The 20,711-nt window shown below is 39.8% G+C and carries 19 protein-coding genes, 8 tRNA genes and 1 rRNA gene; 24 read left to right on the top strand and 4 right to left on the bottom strand.

The features are described 5' to 3' along the window. The 10 genes from rrf to rocF all read left to right on the top strand — a co-directional run. Positions 1-98 (top strand): 5S ribosomal RNA (gene rrf / locus J2X07_RS19500); the annotation flags it as partial. Positions 99-159: 61 nt separating this feature from the next. Beyond that, positions 160-234: transfer RNA gene (locus J2X07_RS19495), tRNA-Asn, on the top strand. Positions 235-246: 12 nt separating this feature from the next. Further along, positions 247-322: transfer RNA gene (locus tag J2X07_RS19490), tRNA-Thr, on the top strand. A 12-nt stretch (positions 323-334) separates the two neighbouring features. Then, positions 335-409: transfer RNA gene (locus tag J2X07_RS19485), tRNA-Glu, on the top strand. 13 nt (positions 410-422) lie between these two features. Next, positions 423-498 (top strand) — tRNA-Val (locus J2X07_RS19480). Between the two features lie 11 nt (positions 499-509). Beyond that, positions 510-585, top strand: a tRNA-Thr gene (locus J2X07_RS19475). A 53-nt stretch (positions 586-638) separates the two neighbouring features. Next, positions 639-723: transfer RNA gene (locus J2X07_RS19470), tRNA-Tyr, on the top strand. A 46-nt stretch (positions 724-769) separates the two neighbouring features. Then, a tRNA-Gly gene (locus tag J2X07_RS19465) sits at positions 770-843 on the top strand. Between the two features lie 11 nt (positions 844-854). After that, a tRNA-Ala gene (locus J2X07_RS19460) sits at positions 855-930 on the top strand. 666 nt (positions 931-1,596) lie between these two features. Then, on the top strand, positions 1,597-2,496 hold the full coding sequence (rocF, locus tag J2X07_RS19455; protein ID WP_310262774.1) for an arginase: 900 nt from the start codon (positions 1,597-1,599) through the stop codon (positions 2,494-2,496). A 34-nt stretch (positions 2,497-2,530) separates the two neighbouring features. Here the strand turns inward: rocF and J2X07_RS19450 are convergent, their stop codons facing one another. Then, positions 2,531-2,713: an aspartyl-phosphate phosphatase Spo0E family protein gene (locus J2X07_RS19450; protein WP_310262770.1), complete on the bottom strand. Its 183-nt coding sequence runs from the start codon at positions 2,711-2,713 to the stop codon at positions 2,531-2,533. A 197-nt stretch (positions 2,714-2,910) separates the two neighbouring features. Here J2X07_RS19450 and sigW point away from each other — a divergent pair, with 197 nt between their 5' ends. The 8 genes from sigW (at position 2,911) to J2X07_RS19410 (ending at position 12,593) form a co-directional block, all read left to right on the top strand. After that, entirely contained in the window at positions 2,911-3,486 is a 576-nt protein-coding gene (gene sigW, locus J2X07_RS19445) for an RNA polymerase sigma factor SigW (protein WP_310262768.1), read from the top strand. A 6-nt stretch (positions 3,487-3,492) separates the two neighbouring features. Continuing rightward, a complete protein-coding gene (locus J2X07_RS19440; protein WP_310262765.1) occupies positions 3,493-4,146 on the top strand; it encodes a zf-HC2 domain-containing protein in 654 nt (217 codons plus the stop codon). A 355-nt stretch (positions 4,147-4,501) separates the two neighbouring features. Further along, a complete protein-coding gene (gene cdaA, locus J2X07_RS19435) occupies positions 4,502-5,335 on the top strand; it encodes a diadenylate cyclase CdaA (RefSeq protein ID WP_310262762.1) in 834 nt (277 codons plus the stop codon). Next, positions 5,319-6,572 carry a CdaR family protein gene (locus J2X07_RS19430; protein WP_310262759.1) on the top strand — a complete coding sequence of 418 codons (1,254 nt, stop codon included), beginning with the start codon at positions 5,319-5,321 and terminating at the stop codon, positions 6,570-6,572. Before cdaA ends, J2X07_RS19430 begins: the two co-directional genes overlap by 17 nt. A gap of 18 nt (positions 6,573-6,590) precedes the next feature. Further along, a complete protein-coding gene (glmM, locus tag J2X07_RS19425; RefSeq protein WP_310262756.1) occupies positions 6,591-7,931 on the top strand; it encodes a phosphoglucosamine mutase in 1,341 nt (446 codons plus the stop codon). A gap of 483 nt (positions 7,932-8,414) precedes the next feature. Beyond that, positions 8,415-10,217: a glutamine--fructose-6-phosphate transaminase (isomerizing) gene (glmS, locus tag J2X07_RS19420; RefSeq protein ID WP_310262754.1), complete on the top strand. Its 1,803-nt coding sequence runs from the start codon at positions 8,415-8,417 to the stop codon at positions 10,215-10,217. A 123-nt stretch (positions 10,218-10,340) separates the two neighbouring features. Then, a complete protein-coding gene (locus tag J2X07_RS19415; protein ID WP_310262751.1) occupies positions 10,341-10,958 on the top strand; it encodes an NAD(P)H-binding protein in 618 nt (205 codons plus the stop codon). Positions 10,959-10,991: 33 nt separating this feature from the next. Then, complete coding sequence (locus J2X07_RS19410) at positions 10,992-12,593, top strand: FMN-binding glutamate synthase family protein (RefSeq protein WP_310262746.1); 1,602 nt, start codon at positions 10,992-10,994, stop codon at positions 12,591-12,593. 289 nt (positions 12,594-12,882) lie between these two features. On the opposite strand, the gene J2X07_RS19405 is transcribed toward J2X07_RS19410, so the two are convergent. Then, complete coding sequence (locus J2X07_RS19405) at positions 12,883-13,212, bottom strand: DUF962 domain-containing protein (protein WP_310262744.1); 330 nt, start codon at positions 13,210-13,212, stop codon at positions 12,883-12,885. 304 nt (positions 13,213-13,516) lie between these two features. Between J2X07_RS19405 and J2X07_RS19400 the strand changes: the two genes are divergently transcribed. From J2X07_RS19400 to J2X07_RS19385, 4 genes are all read left to right on the top strand, one after another. Next, entirely contained in the window at positions 13,517-13,939 is a 423-nt protein-coding gene (locus J2X07_RS19400) for a pyridoxamine 5'-phosphate oxidase family protein (protein WP_310262741.1), read from the top strand. A gap of 132 nt (positions 13,940-14,071) precedes the next feature. Continuing rightward, complete coding sequence (locus J2X07_RS19395; protein WP_310262738.1) at positions 14,072-14,578, top strand: hypothetical protein; 507 nt, start codon at positions 14,072-14,074, stop codon at positions 14,576-14,578. A gap of 9 nt (positions 14,579-14,587) precedes the next feature. Beyond that, positions 14,588-15,448 carry an ABC transporter permease subunit gene (locus J2X07_RS19390; RefSeq protein WP_310262735.1) on the top strand — a complete coding sequence of 287 codons (861 nt, stop codon included), beginning with the start codon at positions 14,588-14,590 and terminating at the stop codon, positions 15,446-15,448. After that, positions 15,445-16,449: an ABC transporter permease gene (locus tag J2X07_RS19385; RefSeq protein WP_310262733.1), complete on the top strand. Its 1,005-nt coding sequence runs from the start codon at positions 15,445-15,447 to the stop codon at positions 16,447-16,449. Before J2X07_RS19390 ends, J2X07_RS19385 begins: the two co-directional genes overlap by 4 nt. 38 nt (positions 16,450-16,487) lie before the next feature. Here J2X07_RS19385 and J2X07_RS19380 read toward each other — a convergent pair whose 3' ends face one another. Next, complete coding sequence (locus J2X07_RS19380; protein WP_310262730.1) at positions 16,488-16,658, bottom strand: YjcZ family sporulation protein; 171 nt, start codon at positions 16,656-16,658, stop codon at positions 16,488-16,490. A 121-nt stretch (positions 16,659-16,779) separates the two neighbouring features. On the opposite strand from J2X07_RS19380, the gene J2X07_RS19375 reads away from it, so the two are divergent. Beyond that, positions 16,780-17,259 (top strand): DinB family protein, encoded by a 480-nt coding sequence (locus tag J2X07_RS19375; RefSeq protein ID WP_310262728.1) that lies wholly within the window; start codon positions 16,780-16,782, stop codon positions 17,257-17,259. 370 nt (positions 17,260-17,629) lie between these two features. Here J2X07_RS19375 and J2X07_RS19370 read toward each other — a convergent pair whose 3' ends face one another. Further along, positions 17,630-20,134: a transglycosylase domain-containing protein gene (locus J2X07_RS19370; RefSeq protein ID WP_310262725.1), complete on the bottom strand. Its 2,505-nt coding sequence runs from the start codon at positions 20,132-20,134 to the stop codon at positions 17,630-17,632. 110 nt (positions 20,135-20,244) lie between these two features. Between J2X07_RS19370 and J2X07_RS19365 the strand changes: the two genes are divergently transcribed. Next, the gene (locus tag J2X07_RS19365) at positions 20,245-20,547 is read left to right on the top strand and encodes a hypothetical protein (protein ID WP_310262721.1); all 303 of its coding nucleotides are present in this window, start codon (positions 20,245-20,247) and stop codon (positions 20,545-20,547) included. Positions 20,548-20,711 lie beyond the last annotated feature (164 nt).

Below are 20,711 nucleotides of genomic sequence, written 5' to 3'. Positions count from 1 at the left end.
GAGGTCACACCCGTTCCCATACCGAACACGGAAGTTAAGCTCTTCAGCGCCGATGGTAGTTGGGGGTCTCCCCCTGTTAGAGTAGGACGTCGCTGGGCTATAATCTTAAAATCAAACCAAAAGGATTTCCGTTTAGTGGATTGTATATTATTATGTTATTCCACAGTAGCTCAGTGGTAGAGCTATCGGCTGTTAACCGATCGGTCGCAGGTTCGAGTCCTGCCTGTGGAGCCATTTACTTTCTTTGCTTCCATAGCTCAGCAGGTAGAGTGCTTCCATGGTAAGGAAGAGGTCACCGGTTCGAGCCCGGTTGGAAGCTCCATATAAAATAACTGGCCCGTTGGTCAAGCGGTTAAGACACCGCCCTTTCACGGCGGTAACACGGGTTCGAATCCCGTACGGGTCACCATATAAATTTTCACGGAGGATTAGCTCAGCTGGGAGAGCACCTGCCTTACAAGCAGGGGGTCGGCGGTTCGAACCCGTCATCCTCCACCATTTACTTACTTGCCGGTTTAGCTCAATTGGTAGAGCAACTGACTTGTAATCAGTAGGTTGGGGGTTCAAGTCCTCTAGCCGGCACCATCAAATTTATTTTATAAAAATAAATTGATAAAGTAGGTCCTTTTTTTATATGTGGAGGGGTAGCGAAGTGGCTAAACGCGGCGGACTGTAAATCCGCTCCCTCCGGGTTCGGCGGTTCGAATCCGTCCCCCTCCACCATCTTTTGTATAGCTTCTTGAAAGTTAGGCTATAATTTTTAAATAATGCGGGTGTAGTTTAATGGTAAAACAAGAGCCTTCCAAGCTCTGGTCGTGAGTTCGATTCTCATCACCCGCTCCATTATCTTTGTTGGGGCTTTAGCTCAGCTGGGAGAGCGCCTGCCTTGCACGCAGGAGGTCAGCGGTTCGATCCCGCTAAGCTCCACCATATACATAACTATTGATAATTCAGGCGAATGCCTGAATTTTTTTTTATTTAACTGCCGTAGAAATAAACAATAGTAAGAAGATGGATGCGTCCATCTTCTTTTTTTATTTTTTCTTTTTTAAAGGCTGTCTGTGCATACTTTGTTGCTCTTGAAAGATGAAAGAAGTTGATCTCGGTTTCAGGATGCTCGCTTTCCGTGAGGGGTAAGGTGAGTCACTAGAAGAAATATAAGCTGCTGCTCCTGCGTCTGAAAGAAAATCCTGCCGAAGTGGGCTTCCTCGTCGCATGCCTTGCTAGAAGAGTACTCAAGGGGCTGGCACGCTGATCCCGCAGGAGTCTCGCACCTTGCACTCCAATCTACTGTCAAAGAAGTTAATAATAAAAGATTAAAAAGCAACAATCTTTTAGATAAGAGCCTTTAGAAACGAGTCTTCTTAAAAGAGTGTCTTCTGAGACATATTTCTATTTAACTTCAATTACAGGTTAAACAGCATTTTAAGTTAAGCGTAAATAAACTAATAAATATGTATTCAACGTCCGAATACCCTTGTATTCCCTTGTATTTTGGTATATCTATGCAAATTTTTGTCCAGTTGAACCATGAAAACCCTTACATATACAATAGAGATTGTAATTGGCTTGTTGTAATAAGGGAGGAAGAAAAAGATGAATAAAGATATAGCAATGATCGGGGTTCCAATGGATTTAGGGCAAATGCGCCGAGGAGTGGATATGGGACCAAGTGCCATACGTTATGCAGGAATTGTAGAACGGTTAGAAAATCTTAATTATAACGTTGAAGATATGGGAAATATCGAGATCGCACTTCCCGAAAAACAGGATACAGCGAATGATGGCAAATTGAAAAACTTAAGTGGTGTGATTGAAGCGAGCGAAAAACTTTCAGATACTGTTTCAGGTGTAATAGAAGCAAACAAATTCCCTCTCGTTTTAGGTGGAGATCATAGTATAGCAATCGGCACGTTAGCTGGTGTTTCCAGACATTATAAAAATTTGGGAGTCATCTGGTATGATGCCCATGGAGATTTAAATACGGCAGATACTTCTCCAAGCGGAAATATTCACGGTATGCCGTTAGCAGCGAGCATTGGAATTGGTCATGAAAAGCTTACGCATATTAGCGGGTATGCACCTAAAATAAAGCATGAAAATATCGTGATAATCGGTGCGCGTTCTCTAGATGAAGGAGAAAGAGAACTGATTAAAGAAAAAGGTATAAAAGTTTATACGATGCACGAAGTTGACCGTCTAGGAATGACAAAAATCATGGATGAGACGATCGAGTACTTATCACATACAGACGGTGTTCATCTGAGCTTGGATTTAGATGGCTTGGATCCGCATGATGCTCCAGGCGTAGGGACTCCGGTTCTTGGTGGAATCAGCTACAGAGAAAGTCACCTGGCGATGGAGATGCTTGCTGAAGCAGAAATTATTACTTCTGCAGAATTCGTCGAAGTAAATCCAATTTTAGATGAGAAAAACAAAACAGCTACAGTAGCTGTAGCTTTAATGGGATCCTTATTTGGTGAAAAACTTTTATAAATCTATTATAGTAAATGAACAGTTGCTTCTGTACTTACGGGAGCAACTTTTCTTTATCATGTACAGGATCATTGATTCTTTGATATTGATTAAGTAATTGATCGATTTCTTGAGAGAGTTCAACAACTTCTTCCGCAATTAAGGGAAGATGCTTAGACAACTCATTCATCTGCTGCCGGGAGTGTTCAATTTGTTCAATTAATACATCTCTATGCATACAAATAACACCTCTCTAATGGGTAAAGTATTTTATATGATTAATATTCCCAGGCATGTTTTTTTCAAAACCCCATTTTTAGAAAATTATACCTTTTCATTTCGTCAAATTCTGCATCATGATAAAATAAAAAAGAATAAAAGATATGAAACTTATTTCTGAGATAAACGTAAATAAAATCCGAGTGGTGATAATGAATGGACGCCTTAATAGCCAATATGGTTTCCCAAGTGAAAAAAGGGGACCAGGAAGCGTTTGAAGGCATTGTCGACTTGTTTAAAGATAAAATATACCGGCATTGTTTCCGGATGGTCGGCAATGGACATGAAGCAGAAGATTTAGCACAAGAAACTTTTTTAAAGGCTTACCGTAATATTGATAAATACAATAACGATTTTAAATTTTCAACTTGGATTTTTAGAATTGCAACAAACTTATGTATTGACCGATTAAGGAAAAAGAAGCCTGATTATTATTTAGATGCAGAAGTTCCAGGAACTGAAGGGGCGAACATATATAGCCAGCTTGCAGTTGAAGATCCTCTGCCTGAAGAAGTTGTAACTGAGAATGAACGAAGGAACGAATTGCAGCAAGAGATTATGAAATTACCTGAAAAATATCGAACAGCAATTGTACTCAAATATGTAGAAGATTTATCATTAGAGGAAATTAGTCAAATCATGGATATTCCAGTCCCGACTGTAAAGACCCGTATACATCGTGGACGGGAAGCATTAAAAAAAGTATTTCAAATGGTTGTAAAAACGAGGTGATGATCAATGCAGTGTGAAGTTTCAACCTATGATGAATTGATGAATAAAGTACTCGATCATGAAGCGACTCCTGAAGAGGAACGCCAATTCTATGCGCACTTGGAAGAATGTGATTCATGTAAGTTTGAGTATGAAATGCTTACAGATACGTTAAAAGAATTGCAGATAGAGAATGATATAAAAGCTCCGGCAGGTTTTACGAAAGCCGTAATGGCAAAACTGCCAAAAGAAAAACAGACGTTTAAATGGAAGCGGTGGATGCAGCGTCATCCAGCTCTGACAGCCGCAGCTATTTTTATGATATTCATGGCAGCTTCTGTGTTCACAACGTTCAATCAGGAAGAATTAGCCGTTGTGAAAGGGCAGGGCAACCTGGAAATCAAGAAAGCGGATCGAATGGTTATCGTACCAAAAGGAGAAACGATTAAAGGGGACCTTGTCGTAAAAAATGCAGACGTACGGATTGAAGGAAAAGTAGATGGTGATGTAACCGTCATCAAAGGAAACCAATACGTAGCATCAGCAGGTGAAGTAACAGGTCACAGTCAAGAAATAGAACAAGTTGTCGAATGGGTATGGTACAAGTTGAAATCCATATTTACGACAAAACAAGAATCTATAGGATATAAAAAGCCGTTAGCAGACGGCTTTTTTTCATGAAGCTATTTTAGTAAGAGTTCATTCTTCATTCATAAAAAACGTCGTGCTTTTTTTTTATAAGATGCAGCTTCTGAGGGATTTTTGTAACTGCCTCTATGCCAGATTGATTGAAGTGTAGGTGCGAGACTCCTGGGGGAACAGTGGGACAGGTGAGACTCCTGAAAGTGCAAAGCGCTTAGGAGGCTCACCGCACACCCCCCGGAAAGCGAGCATCCTGAAACGGAAATCAATCACTTGAAAACTTGCAGCTACCATGCTCAGTTTTCTAAATTATGAGGTATGCTATAATAAATAAGTTAAATCTATTTTGAAACTTCAGCTTGGAAATCATAGTAACCGAGTTGGGAGGGAAGATATGTTACCAATCGCAAACTTTAATATTTTTAATTACATTACACAAATCATTGATATTTTATTGGTGACCTACGTCATTTATAAGCTGATTATGCTGATCCGGGGAACGAAAGCCGTTCAGTTATTAAAAGGGATAAGCGTCATCATCGTTGTATGGTTTTTAAGCAGTGCGTTTGACCTGCGTACAATGTCATGGTTAATGGACAAAGTCATTACATATGGATTGCTTGCCATTATCATCATTTTTCAGCCTGAACTTCGGCGTGCCTTAGAACAGTTAGGCCGTGGAAAGTTCTTTTCTCGAGCAGGAATTCCTGAAGAAGAGGAAATTGAAAAATCCATTGCAGCCATCGTGAAATCAACGAATTATATGTCAAAGCGCCGAATCGGTGCCATTATATCGATTGAACGGGAAACCGGACTGAGTGAATATGTGGAAACGGGAATCCCGATCAAAGGCAATCTTACATCAGAGCTTTTAACCAATATTTTCGTTCCAAATACACCGCTGCATGATGGAGCCGTTATTATTAAACAAAGTCAAATTTATGCAGCCGGCTGTTACTTGCCGCTTACTGAAAGTCCGTTTGTTTCAAAAGAACTTGGAACAAGACATAGAGCGGCACTTGGAATCAGTGAAGTAACGGATGCAGTAACTGTTATTGTTTCAGAGGAAACAGGCACGATCTCTCTCACAAAAAATGGAGAGATTTATCGCAACTTAGAGGAAGAGTCATTAAAGAATTTATTAAATGCGGAATTAATTATTTCACATAAATCCTCTTCCTCAAATCGCTGGAATTGGAGGGGGAAGAAAAATGGACAAACTCCTTAATAGTTCATGGTTTGTAAAAATCATTGCTTTTCTCCTTGCTCTTATGATGTACACGGTCGTTTCGATGGAAACAACGCAAGAAGCGACAAACCGTACATTTTGGACAAAAATGTATAAAGAAAGCGAAACACTTCAAAACATCCCGATCAAACCGTACTTTAATGAACAAAACTTTGTACTTACAGATCTGCCTGCTTCGGTAGATGTTACCTTAAGCGGTTCAAGCCGTTTAATTACGAAGGCCATAAAAGTAGATAAAAACTTCGAAGCCTATATTGATCTAACAAATAAGAAACCTGGAGATAACCGGGTGAAAGTACAAGTAAATGGGTTGCCTGATGGTGTAGAAGCGAAAGTTAAACCAGCATATGTGAATGTAACACTTCATAAGAAAATTACAAAAGAGATACCGGTTAATGTTGATTTGAAGAATACAAAAAAGCTCCCTGAAGGCTATACGGCGGGTGACGTCGATTATACACCAAAATCCGTAAAGGTAACGGGTGCTGAGGGGATGGTAAATCAAATCTCATTTATTTCCGGTTATGTAGATGTCGGAAAAGCGAATGAAGCGGTAAGAGCGAAGGTTCCTCTGAGAGCGTATAATCAACAAGGAGATCTTATTGATGTGAAAATTGATCCGGCAGTTGCTGATGTGAAGGTACCGATCAATAAGCCGCAAAAAACGGTACCCATCTCGATAGAAACGAAAGGTCAATTAGAAGAAGGGCTTAAGCTCGTTTCCATCACTTCAAGTCCAAAAGAACTCACACTAACTGGTACGACATCGGCTTTAAACCAATATGATGCTTATAAAGGCATTTCAATAGATTTAAGTAAGATTAAGAAAGATACAAACGTAACTGTCGATGTTCCAGTTCCAGACGGAATAGAAGCAGTGTCCAAAAAAGAAGTAACCGTCACTGTAGACGTCGAGGAACAGAACGTAACGAAAACATTCTCTGATGTTCCGTTAACATTGCAGGGAGTGAATGATAAGAAAAAAGCAACATTTATAGACCCTGCAGAAGGCAAGGTAGATGTTACAGTCAAAGGTGAAAAAGAAGCCCTTGATTCTTTAAAGAAAACTGACCTGCAAGGTATTGTAGATGTCAGCAAACTGGAACAAGGCAAATATGATGTGAAAATTGATTGGAAAAATCCTGCTGATATTGATCTGACAGATGCAGTTCAAGAAGCCAGTGTGGAAATTCAAACCGAAACCAGCAGTCAATAGATGAAGGAGAGAGCAGTAATGGGAAAATATTTTGGTACAGATGGTGTAAGAGGAGTAGCAAATTCTGAGCTTACACCAGAGCTTGCATTTAAATTAGGTCGCTTTGGCGGATACATTTTAACGAAAGATGTTAAAAAGCCGAAAATCCTGATCGGACGCGATACACGAATTTCAGGACAAATGCTTGAAGGAGCACTTATCGCCGGACTTTTATCAATCGGTGCTGAAGTTATGCGCTTAGGTGTTATCTCTACTCCTGGTGTTGCATACTTAACGAAAGTTTTAGGTGCACAAGCTGGGGTAATGATTTCTGCTTCACATAATCCTGTTGCAGATAACGGGATTAAATTCTTTGGAGCCGATGGCTTTAAGCTATTAGATGAACAGGAAGCTGAAATCGAAGCGTTGATCGATAAAGAGACGGATGAACTGCCTCGCCCTACTGGCGGCGACCTAGGATCTGTCAGCGACTATTTTGAAGGCGGACAAAAATATTTACAATATCTAAAACAAACGATTCCTGGAGACTTCTCAGGATTGCACATTGCGCTTGATTGCGCACATGGAGCTACTTCATCACATGCTCCACATCTATTTGCTGATTTGGAAGCGGATATTTCCACGATGGGTACAAGTCCGAACGGCTTGAACATCAATGATGGAGTTGGAAGCACACACCCTGAAAAGCTAGCGGAACTTGTAAAAGAAAAAGGCTGTGACATGGGATTAGCATTTGATGGTGACGGCGACAGATTGATTGGGATCGATGAAAATGGGAACATTGTTGACGGAGATCAAATCATGTTTATCTGTGCGAAATATCTAAAAGAGCAGGGCCGTCTTAATGAAGATACAGTCGTATCTACAGTCATGAGCAATCTTGGTTTTTATAAAGCAGTTGAGGCAAATGGTTTGAAATCTGCTCAAACAGCTGTAGGTGACCGCTATGTTATGGAAGAAATGCGCAGAAACAACTTTAATCTTGGCGGAGAGCAGTCTGGGCATATTATTTTCTTAGACTACACAACAACAGGTGACGGGTTGTTATCTGGTATCCAGCTTGCATCCATTGTTAAAGCAACAGGGAAGCCGCTATCTGAGCTAGCTGCTGAGATGGAGAAATTCCCTCAGCTTTTAGTGAATGTGAAAGTAGCAGATAAATCTAAGCTGAGCGGCAATGAAGGAATCAAAACAGCGATCGACAAAGTGGAAACGGAGCTCGAAGGAAACGGAAGAGTGCTTGTGCGTCCTTCAGGAACTGAACCGCTTGTGCGTGTAATGGTAGAGGCACCAAGTGAAGAACTATGCAAAAAATACGCAGATGAAATTGTTGAAGTCGTTAAAACAGAGTTAGTATAAAAAAACAGCAATTCATCCCCAGAAATGCAAAAAAGGCTCGAAACATATGCATATGCGGCTCACACAACGAGCAGTGTATGCATATTTTTTTATTATGCAGCTAATCAAGGTTCGATTTTTTCAGAAATCGGGAAAGAATAATAATTGACGGTTGCGAAAAACATGTGTATGATTATTTTTGTTTACTCTAAAAAAAGGAAGGAGTTTACAATAATAACTTCATTTAAAAGCGCCTGAACTGCTGACCGGAAAAGAGCAGTTGACGAGGAAGAGGTTCATCGATTTTTCGGCGGATGCCTCTCGGAACGATCACTTCCGTAAGCTTTTGTTCAAACCAGGTAAGGTGACTTCCTGTACAAAGACGAAAGCAAGTGATAAACCCAAAATAAAAATAGAAAACATAGGTGGGGTAGTGAGCCCCGCTCACGGCCCCCCTGTGTAAGCCGTCAGCAGAGAGTGATGGCTTAAGGAGGACGTTTATTTATGTGTGGAATCGTAGGATATATTGGAAATCAGGATGCTAAAGAAATCTTATTGCGTGGTCTTGAAAAGTTAGAATACCGCGGATATGACTCAGCAGGAATCGCTGTATTGAATGAAGACGGAGTTCACGTGTTTAAAGAAAAAGGACGTATTGCCAACCTTCGTGAAGGAGTAGATCTTGGTGTTGAAGCACCAGTTGGGATCGGGCATACGCGCTGGGCTACACACGGAGTTCCAAGCAAAGTGAATTCTCATCCACACCAAAGTTCAACAGAACGTTTTACACTTGTACACAACGGTGTAATCGAAAACTATGAACAGGTGAAGAAACAATTTCTATCAGGTGTAACAATGCTGTCTGATACAGACACTGAAATCATCGTTCAGCTTGTAGAATATTTCGTTAATGAAGGCATGGAAGTGGAAGAAGCATTCCGCCGCACGCTGTCAGAACTTAAAGGTTCTTACGCGATCGGTCTTCTTGATAACGAAAACCCTGAAACCATCTATGTTGGAAAAAACAAAAGTCCATTATTGGTAGGTCTTGGCGAAGGCTTCAACGTTATTGCAAGTGATGCAATGGCAATGCTTTCTCAAACAAACCAATACGTTGAATTAATGGATAAAGAAATCGTAATCGTGAAAAGCGACAGCTGCACAATCAAGACACTTGATGGAACAGTTGTAGAGCGTGAGTCATACACAGCAGAACTTGATGCAAGCGACATCGAAAAAGGTACTTATCCTCATTTCATGTTAAAAGAAATCGATGAGCAGCCTTTCGTAATGCGTAACATCATCAATCAGTACCAAAACGAAGACGGCAACCTTAAGCTTGACGATGATATTCGTGCAGCGATGAAAGATGCAGACCGCGTCTATATCGTAGCATGCGGAACTAGCTATCACGCAGGTTTGGTTGGAAAACAGCTGATTGAAAACATCGCAAACATTCCAGTAGAAACACACATTGCGAGTGAGTTTGTTTACAACATGCCGCTTTTATCTGAAAAGCCATTGTTTATCTTTATTTCTCAATCGGGTGAGACTGCAGACAGCCGTGCCGTATTGGTTGAGATCAAAAGACTAGGTCATAAAGCATTAACGATTACTAACGTTCCAGGATCTACGCTTTCTCGTGAAGCAGATTATACACTTAACCTGTATGCTGGTCCTGAAATCGCAGTTGCTTCAACTAAAGCGTACACAGCACAAATTGCTGTTCTAGCTATTTTAGCTGTTGACTCTGCTCGTGCAAAAGGACTTGAGCTGGAATTTAACCCGCTTCAAGAGCTTGCAATTGTAGCGAATGCTATTGAAGTATTATGTAATCAAAAAGAAGAGATGGAGAAAATTGCGCGTGAATACTTAGCCGTAACACGAAACTGTTTCTTCATCGGCCGTGCTGTTGACTTCTATGTATGTTTAGAAGGATCTCTGAAGCTAAAAGAAATCTCTTACATCCAAGCAGAAGGATTTGCTGGTGGAGAATTGAAGCACGGTACGATCGCATTGATTGAAGAAGGTACACCAGTTATCGCGCTGGCTACACAAGAGCATGTTAACTTAAGCATCCGTGGTAACGTGAAAGAAGTAGCGGCACGCGGCGCTTACACTTGTGTAATCTCTATGGACGGATTACAAGAAGAAGGCGATCGCATCGTCCTTCCGAAAATCCACCCATACTTGACACCGCTTGTATCTGTAGTACCTATGCAGCTGATTTCTTACTACGCAGCGCTTCACCGCGACTGTGACGTAGATAAGCCGCGTAACCTGGCTAAATCAGTAACAGTTGAATAAGAATTGAAGAGAAATGAAAAACCCATCTCACGAGATGGGTTTTTTTAGTTGTGAGGGAACTAGGTTTTTATTCCTATAAGGAGTGGTAAAAAGGAGTATGGGCATATAATCGGAGGTGTTTGTATGAAAGTCGCTGTTGTAGGTGCTTCTGAAAGTGTTGGTGAGCATGTGTTAATGGAGTTGAAGAAAAAAGAATATGAAACAGTGGCAGTAATTAGTGAGAACAACCGAAAGCCAGACATGGAAAAACTAGGTGCAGCACAAGTAGCGGTCAGTATTGATCATGATTTTTATGATGTGTTTTCTGGTTGTGATGCTGTCATTTATATTTCTGGATCCAGTCATAAGGCAGGAGGAAATAAATCAGTACTCATTGATCATGATGAGGTAATTAAATCGATAAATGAAGCTAAAAATCATGGCATAGACCGTTTTATTCTCATGAGTGCAATCAGGGCACACGAGCAAGAAGACAGTGATTCTCGCACAATAGGAGACAAACATGAAGCGGACGAACTTTTGCAGCAGGAACATTTAAACTACACTATCGTACGCCCAAGCCACTTGGTAGATAAATCCGGCATTGGAACCATTCAAACCGGTAAAGGATTAAGTACAGACGGAGAGATATCGAAGGAAGATGTCGCCGCTGTTTTGGTAGAAGTATTAAACAATGAGTCAGCATTCTATAAAACATTTGAGATTACAGCAGGTGAAACGCCTATAAAAGAAGCATTTTAACCTAAATAATATCATTTTGAAAAGGGTGATAGCGTGGGAATTACGGCATATTTACTAATAGGACTTATAGTTTTGATCGGTCTATTTATTTTGATTCCTGTTGGATTTCTTATCTTATTGTATATAAAAGATGACCGCCAAAAACAGCATGCTATACTCAGAAATTTCCCTGTACTCGGCAACGTCAGATATATAAGTGAAAAAATCGGTCCTGAACTGAGACAATATCTTTTTAATAATGATAATGAAGGAAAGCCTTTTTCAAGAAAACAATATGAGGATGTCGTTAAAGCCGGTAAATATAAAGAGCGGCTGATCGGATTTGGTTCAAATCATGATTTTGAAGCAGAAGGTTTTTATATCCGTAATACACTTTTTCCGAAACAGCGTGATGAACTTAAAGTCGATAATACGGAAAAGGTCCGTACGAAAACATACAAAGTGGATAAGGATGGTCTTTTTACACGAAAAGAACATCATGAAGAGAAACTGGTTGATCCATATTTATTAAGAGAAGAGGATGCCGTTGTAATTGGTGGGCTAACGTGCCGCACCCCTTTTAAGGTAAGAGGTTTAGTGGGACAGTCAGCCATGAGTTTTGGTGCACTTGGTGAAAATGCCATTACCGCCTTATCAAAAGGGTTGGGTCTTGCAAAAGGAACTTGGATGAACACGGGGGAGGGCGGCCTTTCTAATTATCATTTAGCCGGAAACCCCGATATTATTATGCAAATTGGACCGGACCTGTTTGGGGTAAGAAAACCGAACGGAGAATTTTCTTGGGAAGAATTTAAGAAAAAGAGCGAAATGGATCAAATAAAAGCTTTCGAGCTGAAGCTGGCTCAAGGTGCCAAAACAAGAGGCGGTCATGTGGAAGGTGAGAAAGTAACAGAAGAAATCGCAAAAATCCGTCTTGTAGAAGCAGGTAAGACAATAAATAGTCCTAATCGTTTTTATGAATTTGATAATGCATCGTCTATGTTCGAGTTTATAGAAAAACTAAGAGATGTTGGCGGTAAGCCAGTTGGAATAAAAATTGTGGTAGGAGATTTGGATGCTTTAGAAGATATGGTTGCGACCATGAAAGAAAGCGGGAAGGGTCCTGATTTTATTACGATTGATGGAGGCGAAGGAGGTACAGGAGCAACCTTTCAGGAGCTTGCTGATGCAGTCGGTCTTCCGATCTCTGCGGCTTTGCCTGTTATGGATGAGATGCTTACGAATTACGGGATCCGTGATAGGGTCAAACTCATCGCATCCGGGAAACTCATTACTCCTGATAAAGTTGCTATCGCACTTGCGATGGGGGCAGATTTAGTGAATATTGCACGTGGGTTTATGATTAGCGTTGGCTGTATTATGGCACAGGTATGTCATACGAATAATTGTCCAGTAGGAGTAGCTACTACGAATCAGAAACTTCAAGAAGGATTAAGTGTTGAAGAGAAGCATTATCGCGTTGCAAACTATGTCATTTCCCTACGAGAAGGTCTTTTTAATTTAGCTGCAGCAGCAGGGCTGGATTCACCTGTGCAGTTCAAGCGGAAGCATATTGTCCATAAAGATGATCTCGGCCGCATATCACACGTCGAAGAAATCGTGCATGCCGCAATGCGGGCACAGAACAAGAAATAGAGAAGATAAATCACGGCCCTTTTCTAAAGGGTTTTTTAAAAGATAGTTGCTTTTGAGCTTGCTTCAAGACATCAATGACAAGTTGATTGGAGTGTAAGGTGCGAGACTCCTGGGGGATTAGTGGGACAGGTGAGACTCCTGTAAGTGCAAAGCGCTTAGGAGGCTCACCGCACACCCCCCCCGGAAAGCGAGCATCCTGAAACGGAGATCAATAATTGCTTTCATAGCAAGAATGATTGCGGAAAAATTCATCTATAAAAACAGAGATAAGTTTCTGTATAGATTTGGATCACATTCCTTTTTTAGATGTCAGCTTGTTCAGCTCTTTATCCAGCTGTCCAAACAGAATTAAACGGTACATGCGAAAGTCTGCTCGCAGTGACCAGAATGGATGACCGAATGTAGCGGGTTTATTGCCTTCTATAAAGAAATGGCTGAACCAGGCGATGCCGTATGCTACAACAGGTGCTAATAATAAAAACCATAAACTGCTTATAATGGCGAGCAGAATAAATATAAAGACAAAAGACGTGCCGGCAAAATGCCAGGCTCTTGTCGAAGGTTTACTGTGCTGTGATAGGTAAAACGGCCAAAAGTCCTCGTAATCTTTAAACTTCATTTTCAATCCCTCCCTAATCATTTTTATATTCTATTTTCTTGAGGAAATCCCTTTTCTGGATTGATCCTACAGGTATTTTCTTTCAGACGCAGGAGCAGTAGCTTATATTTCTTCTAGTAGGCTCACCTTACCCCTCGAGGAAAGCGAGCATCCTTTAACGGAGATCAACCACATACAAAAGCAACAATAAATACGAAAACAGCCAGACTTAAAATATTAATTATGGCTAATGCATAACTTGATGTTTTATATTCCATCCTAAAAGGTAGATTTAAGAGAGAGTCATTTTAAAGGAGTGGTAGAAATGGATAAAGCTGAAATAAAGAATAAAGTATTAGAGGAACTAGAGAAGAGACAAACTGGAGTTCTTGCTACGGTAAAGCAGAATAAGCCTCACTCCAGATACATGACGTTCTTCCACGATAATCTTACCTTTTATACACCTACGAGTAGTGAAACTCATAAAACAGAAGAAATTAAAGAAAATCCCAATGTGCATTTATTAGTTGGATATGAAGGAGAGGGCTATAACGATCCTTATCTGGAAGTAGAAGGTACAGCTGAAATTAAGGATGATAAAGAGCTAAAAGAAAAATATTGGTCAGAACAAATGTCTCACTACTTTGATGGTCCAGAAGATCCGAACTATATCCTATTAAAAATCGAACCATCTTTAATCAGACTGATGAATAGCGAAGAAAAGGACCCTTTAACATTAGAACTATAAACGAGAGTCTCTCTTTTGAAAAAAAGAGAGGCTTTTTTTATCTTAAAGAGAAATTTATATTAGGTAAATATTTCTAATTTTTGAGTGATTTACACCATTTCATTCGTCTAAATGATAAGGGGGGAATATGTATTGAGAAAGTTATGGGGATTGTGGATTGTTATCTTGTTATTTGCGATAGCAGCCTGCTCGGATCATGAGTCAGAAAAGAAACCGAAATTCACAGTGAAAGACGCCATCAGCAAAAATCATGTTGTTATTCAAAACCAGTCAGATAATCGTAATGAACTATTAACAGGAGCAGTAAAAGCAAAAAACCTTCAGCCTATGTTTGCATTTTTAGACGATGTAAATGAAGGAAAGGAAAGCAAGGTTAAGATTACCGTTTTTAATAAGAAAGGAAATTCAACCACGAGTGAACTTCATTACATCAGTAAAGGAAAAATAGAATTTTTAAATAATGAAAAAAGCTATGGCATGCCAACAGGTAAATTCGAATGTTCGGACATGCGCGAAAGCAATGAGAGCGTGCAATTGGGTGGCTGCAAGGGAGATCTTGCTAACATACTGGCAATCAAATACACCATTAGAGACCACTTGCTTGCCAGTATTGAATATAAAAAGAGGAATAAGCAATAGGGGGTTGTCATGCCATATATCATAAAAGACAGTTTGGTGTCATTGATTTTATCGATTATCGGAATTGTCTTGCTAGGGTCAGTCCCCTTTATGTTTCAAGGATTGTCCTTTCAAGCTGGCACATATATCGATGGGGTAAAGGAATTGATTAGTCAGCTTTTGCATCCATCGGAACTAATGTATTTTACATTTGAAGGTGGAGGGCAGCACTCGCTATTTCCAGACTTGTGGCACATTTACAGCTACTCTTTAACTATTTTATTTTCAGCGTTCTTTATTGCTCTGACCTTGGCATTATTATTTGCTATTTTTATTTTTTCTCTTCCACCAAGAGCTACAGAAAAAATCCGCGTTTTTTCATTTGTATTTGAATCCATTCCAGACGTATTGTTTGCAATTGCCATGCAGTTTTTTATTATTTGGTTTTTCAAAAAAACGAATATCCTTTTATTTCAGATCGTTTCGTTTTCTGATCAAAAAACGTATTTTGTACCGATTCTTTGTCTAACCGTATTGCCAACCCTTCTCATCTTAAGAATTTTACTATTGAATATGGAGGATGAGCTAGGAAAGTTATATGTCGATACAGCAAGAAGCAAAGGAATGAGCAGGTTTCGAATTTTATGGAGGCATGTTCTTCCGAATACACTTCTAAGTGTTTTTCATCAGTCGCGCAATATTTTATGGTTTATGCTGTCTAATTTATTAATGGTAGAATTCTTGTTTAATATTTACGGAATTACCACGTTTGTCAGGGAAAACGGTGAACCTGCCATTTTCACGATTTCAATGATTTTACTATTTGTGCCGATGTTTTTATTTTTTACAGTGGGCAGAATCGTAACGTATAAATGGGTTGGTGAAAAATGATAAGGAATATTTGGAAAGAACCTTTCTTTATGATTGGATTCCTTTTTGTCGCTGGAATACTTTTATTTAGTTTTTATCATCAATTTGTAATGGATAACAAAATCTATGAGGATCAGTATATATATAATGCAGAGGGGACTCCCATTGATAAGGCACCCTTTGAACCATCTAGTAAGTATTGGTTTGGGAGTGACAGAATGGGAGTAGATTTGTTCTTTCAGCTCGTTTCCGGAGCAAAGTATACGTTAGGAATTGCCTTTTTAGCCAGCTTGCTTAGAGTAGCTCTGTCCTTTTTGGGAGGCATTTTGCTAGTAAGGCTTGGGAGGACTCTTTCATTTATTAAAGGCTTATCGCAGTCCTTTTATAACGTGCCGGCAGCCCTTCTTATCTTTTTTATAGTGGGACCGATCATGAAAGCAGAGGCGATTACATTTTGGGAAAAAGTATTTTTCGAAATGTTTTTTATCGTACTGATCGCAGTACCTAACACGGCGATTCTCATTAAAGAAGAAATGAGCTTAATCGAGCGGGAAGAGTTTATCACAAGTGCAAAGTTAATAGGCAGCAGCCGGTTAAGGATTCTATGGAAGCATGTAATGCCTCATTTATGGCCGAAGCTTATCTTAATTTATGTACAGCAAGTCATTGCTGTTCTTCTTTTGCTAGCTCACCTAGGGATACTGCAGATTTTCATCGGCGGAACGACCATGCGTGAATTTGCTATGCAATTCGAGATACCCGCATCTAATTCTAATGAATGGTCCGGTTTGTTAGGAACCTATTATTATCAGCTGAAACTTGCACCTTGGCTCGTCTTTTTTCCAGTTATGTGTTTTGCATTAGTGATATTAGCTTTTAATTTTATGGCTGAAGGTCTAAAAAGAGCAACCAGCCAAATAAATCGCGGCAGGAAAAGGGGAAAAAGAAAAGAAATGGATATAAACCAGCCCATTCCTAACCATGTTTCTTTTACATTTGTATCGAAACAAAGGACAGGGTAAAAAGAGGCAAGAGGATTTCTCTCGCCTTTTTTCTGCTGTTATCTTACAAACGCCGCACCTATAATGATGAGAAGGATAAAGAGCACGACAATTATCGCAAAAGCGCCGCCGCTGCCACCACTATAACCGCCATAGCCATAGCCGCCACACGGATTGCAGCAACCATATCCATAACCCCAGTTACGTTGATTTTGTTTATTTCCAAACATGCTGAATTCCTCCTTCGTTGTTGTGCCATTTGCTTTCTATACAGTGTATGTCCCAGGAGAAGGAGTGACAGGGACAAAACCCTATGTTTTTTGAAAAAGTTTATTAATTGGGGGATAAAAGATGAATAAGGTAATCATGAACTATCAATATTTCACAAATTGGCTAGAATCATTAAAAACGATGCCCGAAGAATATTGGCTAGTTCCAATAAAAGAAGGAAAATGGTCAGTTGGTGAAATCATTTCCCATATCAAAGCATGGGATCATTTCGTCTGGGAAGAAAGAGTACGTTATTTTGTCAGTGGTACCGAATTACCAAAGAAAAATTTTGACCCAGAAGAAATTAACAAAAAGGCTGCAGAGCAAGCGAGAATTGGAAATTCAAAAAACAAACTAATCGACGATGTAATAGAGTGTCGAAATAAGGTTGCAAAAAAGCTAGAAGAAGTACCAGCTTCTATATGGGAAATAAAAATTGAACTAGGAAAAGGTTTTGTATCATTATCTGAATATATAGAAGGACTTGTAGAACACGATCTTCATCATCAAGCACAGATTGAACAATTCCTTTTGCATAAAGGAATCAATATTCAAAACTAGAAGTGTAAACTTTTGGGGAATAGCGTCGAATTTCCCCGGAAATTATTTTGCACTAAGACTTGTCGTCAGCCGAGTTTCTTTAGGAAAAGCTGTTTTCGTAAAATTTGTTGCTTTTGAAAGAGGTTAATTTCCGCTTCATGCGCTCGCTTTCCGCAGGGTGTGCGGTGAGCCCCCTCCGTACTGCGTACAATGAGAGGTCTCACCTGTCCCACTCATCCTGCAGGAGTCTCGCCCCTTCCGCTCCAATTAACTTTTCCATGGAGGGTTTCTCAAAGATCACTCAACAGCACCAATCTTTTAGAAAAGAGCGTTAGTATATAACAAAGATGTAAAAAAGTAACCCGCAAAAAATGGCGGGTTACTTTTTGTATTATTGAGTGGGTGTAGTTGTCGTGCCAGATGGTTTTGTTTTATCTGAGTTGTTCGTTGTAGTTGTTCCTGACTTGTTATTCGTACCTGTTGTTCCTCCAGAGCCTGTGGTCGTTCCATTTGTCGTTCCATTTGTCGTTCCTGTCGTATCTCCGCTTGGTGGTGGATCTGTTGTTCCAGGATCATCAGGGTTCGTACCAGGATCGTCAGGATTGGTTCCAGGGTCATCAGGGTTTGTACCTGGGTCATCAGGGTTTGTACCAGGATCATCAGGATTCGTACCTGGATCATTAGGATTATCTGGTTCATCTGGGTTACCTGGTTCAACTACAGGTGGTTTATCGTCTTTAGAGCCTTTATTGTCGTCAGCCTTTTCTTCTTTGTCTGTTTTTTTATCTTTCTCTGCATTCTTATCCTTCTCTTCTTTCTTTACTTCTTTCTTTTCTTCTTTATTGTCCTTCTTAACTGGTTTTGCTTTTCTTTCTTTGACTGGTTTCACAAGATCTTTTGTAGAAGTTCCTTTTATGATTAATTCTCTTGTGACATTAGAGCTGTTCTTATCTTTTGAAATGTAGCCCGTATCTTTATTTACATAAATCTCTTCAACTGATTTGGGCTGTTCAAATCCAGCCGTTTTCTTATCCTTTGAGACTTCAGATACGATGGATTTAAAGATATATTTAGCAATTTTTTGATCTTCAGGTGTTAAGTATTGTTCGCTTGTTGTTTTGTCATAACCGGTCCAGACGGCTGCCGTATAGTTGGTTGTATAGCCAGCAAACCACGAATCACTGGAACCTTTCTCATCAATGTTTGCTCCTTCTGGCATGTTTGTTGTGCCCGTTTTCCCGGCAACTTCAAGTCCAGGTATGGCGGCTAATGTTCCAGTTCCTCGTTTTACAACGTCTTTCAGCATATCTGTAATCATATAAGCCGTGTAATCATGCATCGCAGCAACAGGCTTTGTTTCGTATTTTTTCTCATATCCGTCTGAGAATGTTACTTTTCTGAGAGTAGTAGGCTCATGATAAATTCCCTTATTTCCAAAAGCCGTATAAGCACCGGCAAGTTGCAGTGGTGACGGTCCACGGCTAAATCCTCCTATTGCATAAGCTGGAGTAGCATTTTCAATATTCATGCCTAATTTGTTTGCGAAACCGACAGCATCTTTGGATCCTACTTCCATGAAAGTTTTAATAGCTGGAATGTTGTAAGAGTTAACAAGGGCTTCTCTCATAGAGATCTCCCCATGAAACTCGTCATCCCAGTTGTTGACTTCCCAATCGCCAATATCTAATTTTTCATCATTGATTTGTTTATAGGTTGGCCATTTTAACCCATCAATAGCAGGACCATAGTCAAGGATAGGCTTTATCGTCGATCCAGGCTGTCTTTGAATATCCGTAGCATAGTTATAGCCGCCTATCACATCGTTTTTGTCAGCTGTGCGATTTCCGCCGATCGCTCGGATAGCACCAGTCTTTGTATCGAGCAGCGCTACGCCTGCTTTGAATTTATCACTCGGATATTTTACGAATTCGTCCGTAGACAGCACTTTTTCAGTATGTGCCTGTGCTTTTTGATCAAGAGTGGTGTATATTTTTAATCCGCCTTCATAGATCGCTTGTTCAGGGATTCCCTTTTTCTTTAGTTCTTTAATCACTTGCTGAATGAAAGATTCATATTTTAAACGGCTTCCTTGGTCCTTTACGAGAGAGTCTGTGACAGGAGTTTTTATGGCCTTATCCTTTTCCGCTTTCGTTATGGCACCATTTTTGTACATTAAGTTAAGTACGGTGTTTCGTCTTTCTTCTGCTTGTTTTGGATGAAGAAAAGGGTCGTAGCCGCTTGGTCTTTGAGGTAGACCGGCTAACAATGCCGCTTCTTCAGGTTTTAATTCTGATAAGGGCTTATTAAAATATGTTTTTGATGCAGTAGCGACACCATAGGCACCGCTTCCAAAGTAGATTTTGTTCAAATACATCTCGAGAATTTCATCTTTGGAGTATTTTTGTTCTAATTTGACTGCTAAGTAAGCTTCTTGAATCTTACGTTTTATCGTTTTATCTGACGACAGCACACTATTTTTGACAACTTGCTGAGTGATTGTGCTCGCACCTTCAGCCCCAAAGCCATCTTTCACGTTTGCAAGGGCAGCTCCCGCTATACGTTTGACGTCGATTCCGAAGTGCTCCCGAAAGCGGGTATCTTCTGTTGAGATAAAGGCTTGCTGCACAAGCTCGGGAATTTCATTTATCTTTGCATATTCCCGCCGTTCTTTCCCGGTTACATATGTTACGAATTTATCGTTCATATCATAAATCATGGATGATTGCGGATCACGCAGTGCCTCTTTAGTTAATTTAGGGGTTCCGTTGACATAGGCATATATCATAGCACTGCCGAATGTAATGCTGGATAGAAAAAATAGTAGTGTTACAAGGGCAGTTCTGCGAATCCATCGGGACCGTTTTTTACTTTGACGAAGTTCTGTTCTTTTTCCCACAGCACTCTTCCTTTCTTTAGGACACTACCCTTGATTTACCCAATGTTTTCCTAAATAAAACAGTTTATTAAATTTAAGGGCGGGAATGATGAGAAAAGGAGAGTGATAGTATGAAAGCTCAGACAAAAGAAAGAGCACAGCTGCTGTATTCTATGCTTGGCCAGATTCATCAAAAAAAGAGTTACAGCGAGGATGAATTAAACAAGCTGACAGAAATCTCTCAATTACTAAAAGAAGATGTAGAGATAGGAAAAAAGACTTCAGGTGTTCTGGCAGATTTAACGGAATTTGGAGCAAATGCTTTAGAAAAGAAAACCGATCAAGAAAGAAATAATTATATAAAACAAGAAGATCGGAAGCTCAAAGAATATTACGAGCATTTTAAAATGCTTTTTGAAGAAAAAAACGAATAGGAAGAGGAAAGCTGTTTTTTGCAGATTGAATTCTAATCTCATGAAAACAGTTTTTTTGTGTTTAAATGGTGTCTCTTGCAAAGGGTTAATTTTGTCGAACGATTTTTCTAGTCATCACAGAATTCTTTTTATAGAATAAAATAAAACGACCAGTCGTTTTTAAA

The organism is Fictibacillus barbaricus, from assembly GCF_031457135.1.
Taxonomy (GTDB): Bacteria; Bacillota; Bacilli; order Bacillales; family Fictibacillaceae; genus Fictibacillus; species Fictibacillus barbaricus_A.
The sequence above is the reverse complement of the archived record's forward strand: the minus strand, read 5'-3'. Positions and strand labels throughout refer to the sequence as shown.

Coding starts and splice junctions, on each gene's coding strand:
- rocF (WP_310262774.1), top strand. CDS start 1,597: ATGAATAAAGATATAGCAATGATCGGGGTTCCAATGGATTTAGGGCAA.
- J2X07_RS19450 (WP_310262770.1), bottom strand. CDS start 2,713: ATGCATAGAGATGTATTAATTGAACAAATTGAACACTCCCGGCAGCAG.
- sigW (WP_310262768.1), top strand. CDS start 2,911: ATGGACGCCTTAATAGCCAATATGGTTTCCCAAGTGAAAAAAGGGGAC.
- J2X07_RS19440 (WP_310262765.1), top strand. CDS start 3,493: ATGCAGTGTGAAGTTTCAACCTATGATGAATTGATGAATAAAGTACTC.
- cdaA (WP_310262762.1), top strand. CDS start 4,502: ATGTTACCAATCGCAAACTTTAATATTTTTAATTACATTACACAAATC.
- J2X07_RS19430 (WP_310262759.1), top strand. CDS start 5,319: ATGGACAAACTCCTTAATAGTTCATGGTTTGTAAAAATCATTGCTTTT.
- glmM (WP_310262756.1), top strand. CDS start 6,591: ATGGGAAAATATTTTGGTACAGATGGTGTAAGAGGAGTAGCAAATTCT.
- glmS (WP_310262754.1), top strand. CDS start 8,415: ATGTGTGGAATCGTAGGATATATTGGAAATCAGGATGCTAAAGAAATC.
- J2X07_RS19415 (WP_310262751.1), top strand. CDS start 10,341: ATGAAAGTCGCTGTTGTAGGTGCTTCTGAAAGTGTTGGTGAGCATGTG.
- J2X07_RS19405 (WP_310262744.1), bottom strand. CDS start 13,212: ATGAAGTTTAAAGATTACGAGGACTTTTGGCCGTTTTACCTATCACAG.
- J2X07_RS19400 (WP_310262741.1), top strand. CDS start 13,517: ATGGATAAAGCTGAAATAAAGAATAAAGTATTAGAGGAACTAGAGAAG.
- J2X07_RS19390 (WP_310262735.1), top strand. CDS start 14,588: ATGCCATATATCATAAAAGACAGTTTGGTGTCATTGATTTTATCGATT.
- J2X07_RS19385 (WP_310262733.1), top strand. CDS start 15,445: ATGATAAGGAATATTTGGAAAGAACCTTTCTTTATGATTGGATTCCTT.
- J2X07_RS19380 (WP_310262730.1), bottom strand. CDS start 16,658: ATGTTTGGAAATAAACAAAATCAACGTAACTGGGGTTATGGATATGGT.
- J2X07_RS19375 (WP_310262728.1), top strand. CDS start 16,780: ATGAATAAGGTAATCATGAACTATCAATATTTCACAAATTGGCTAGAA.
- J2X07_RS19365 (WP_310262721.1), top strand. CDS start 20,245: ATGAAAGCTCAGACAAAAGAAAGAGCACAGCTGCTGTATTCTATGCTT.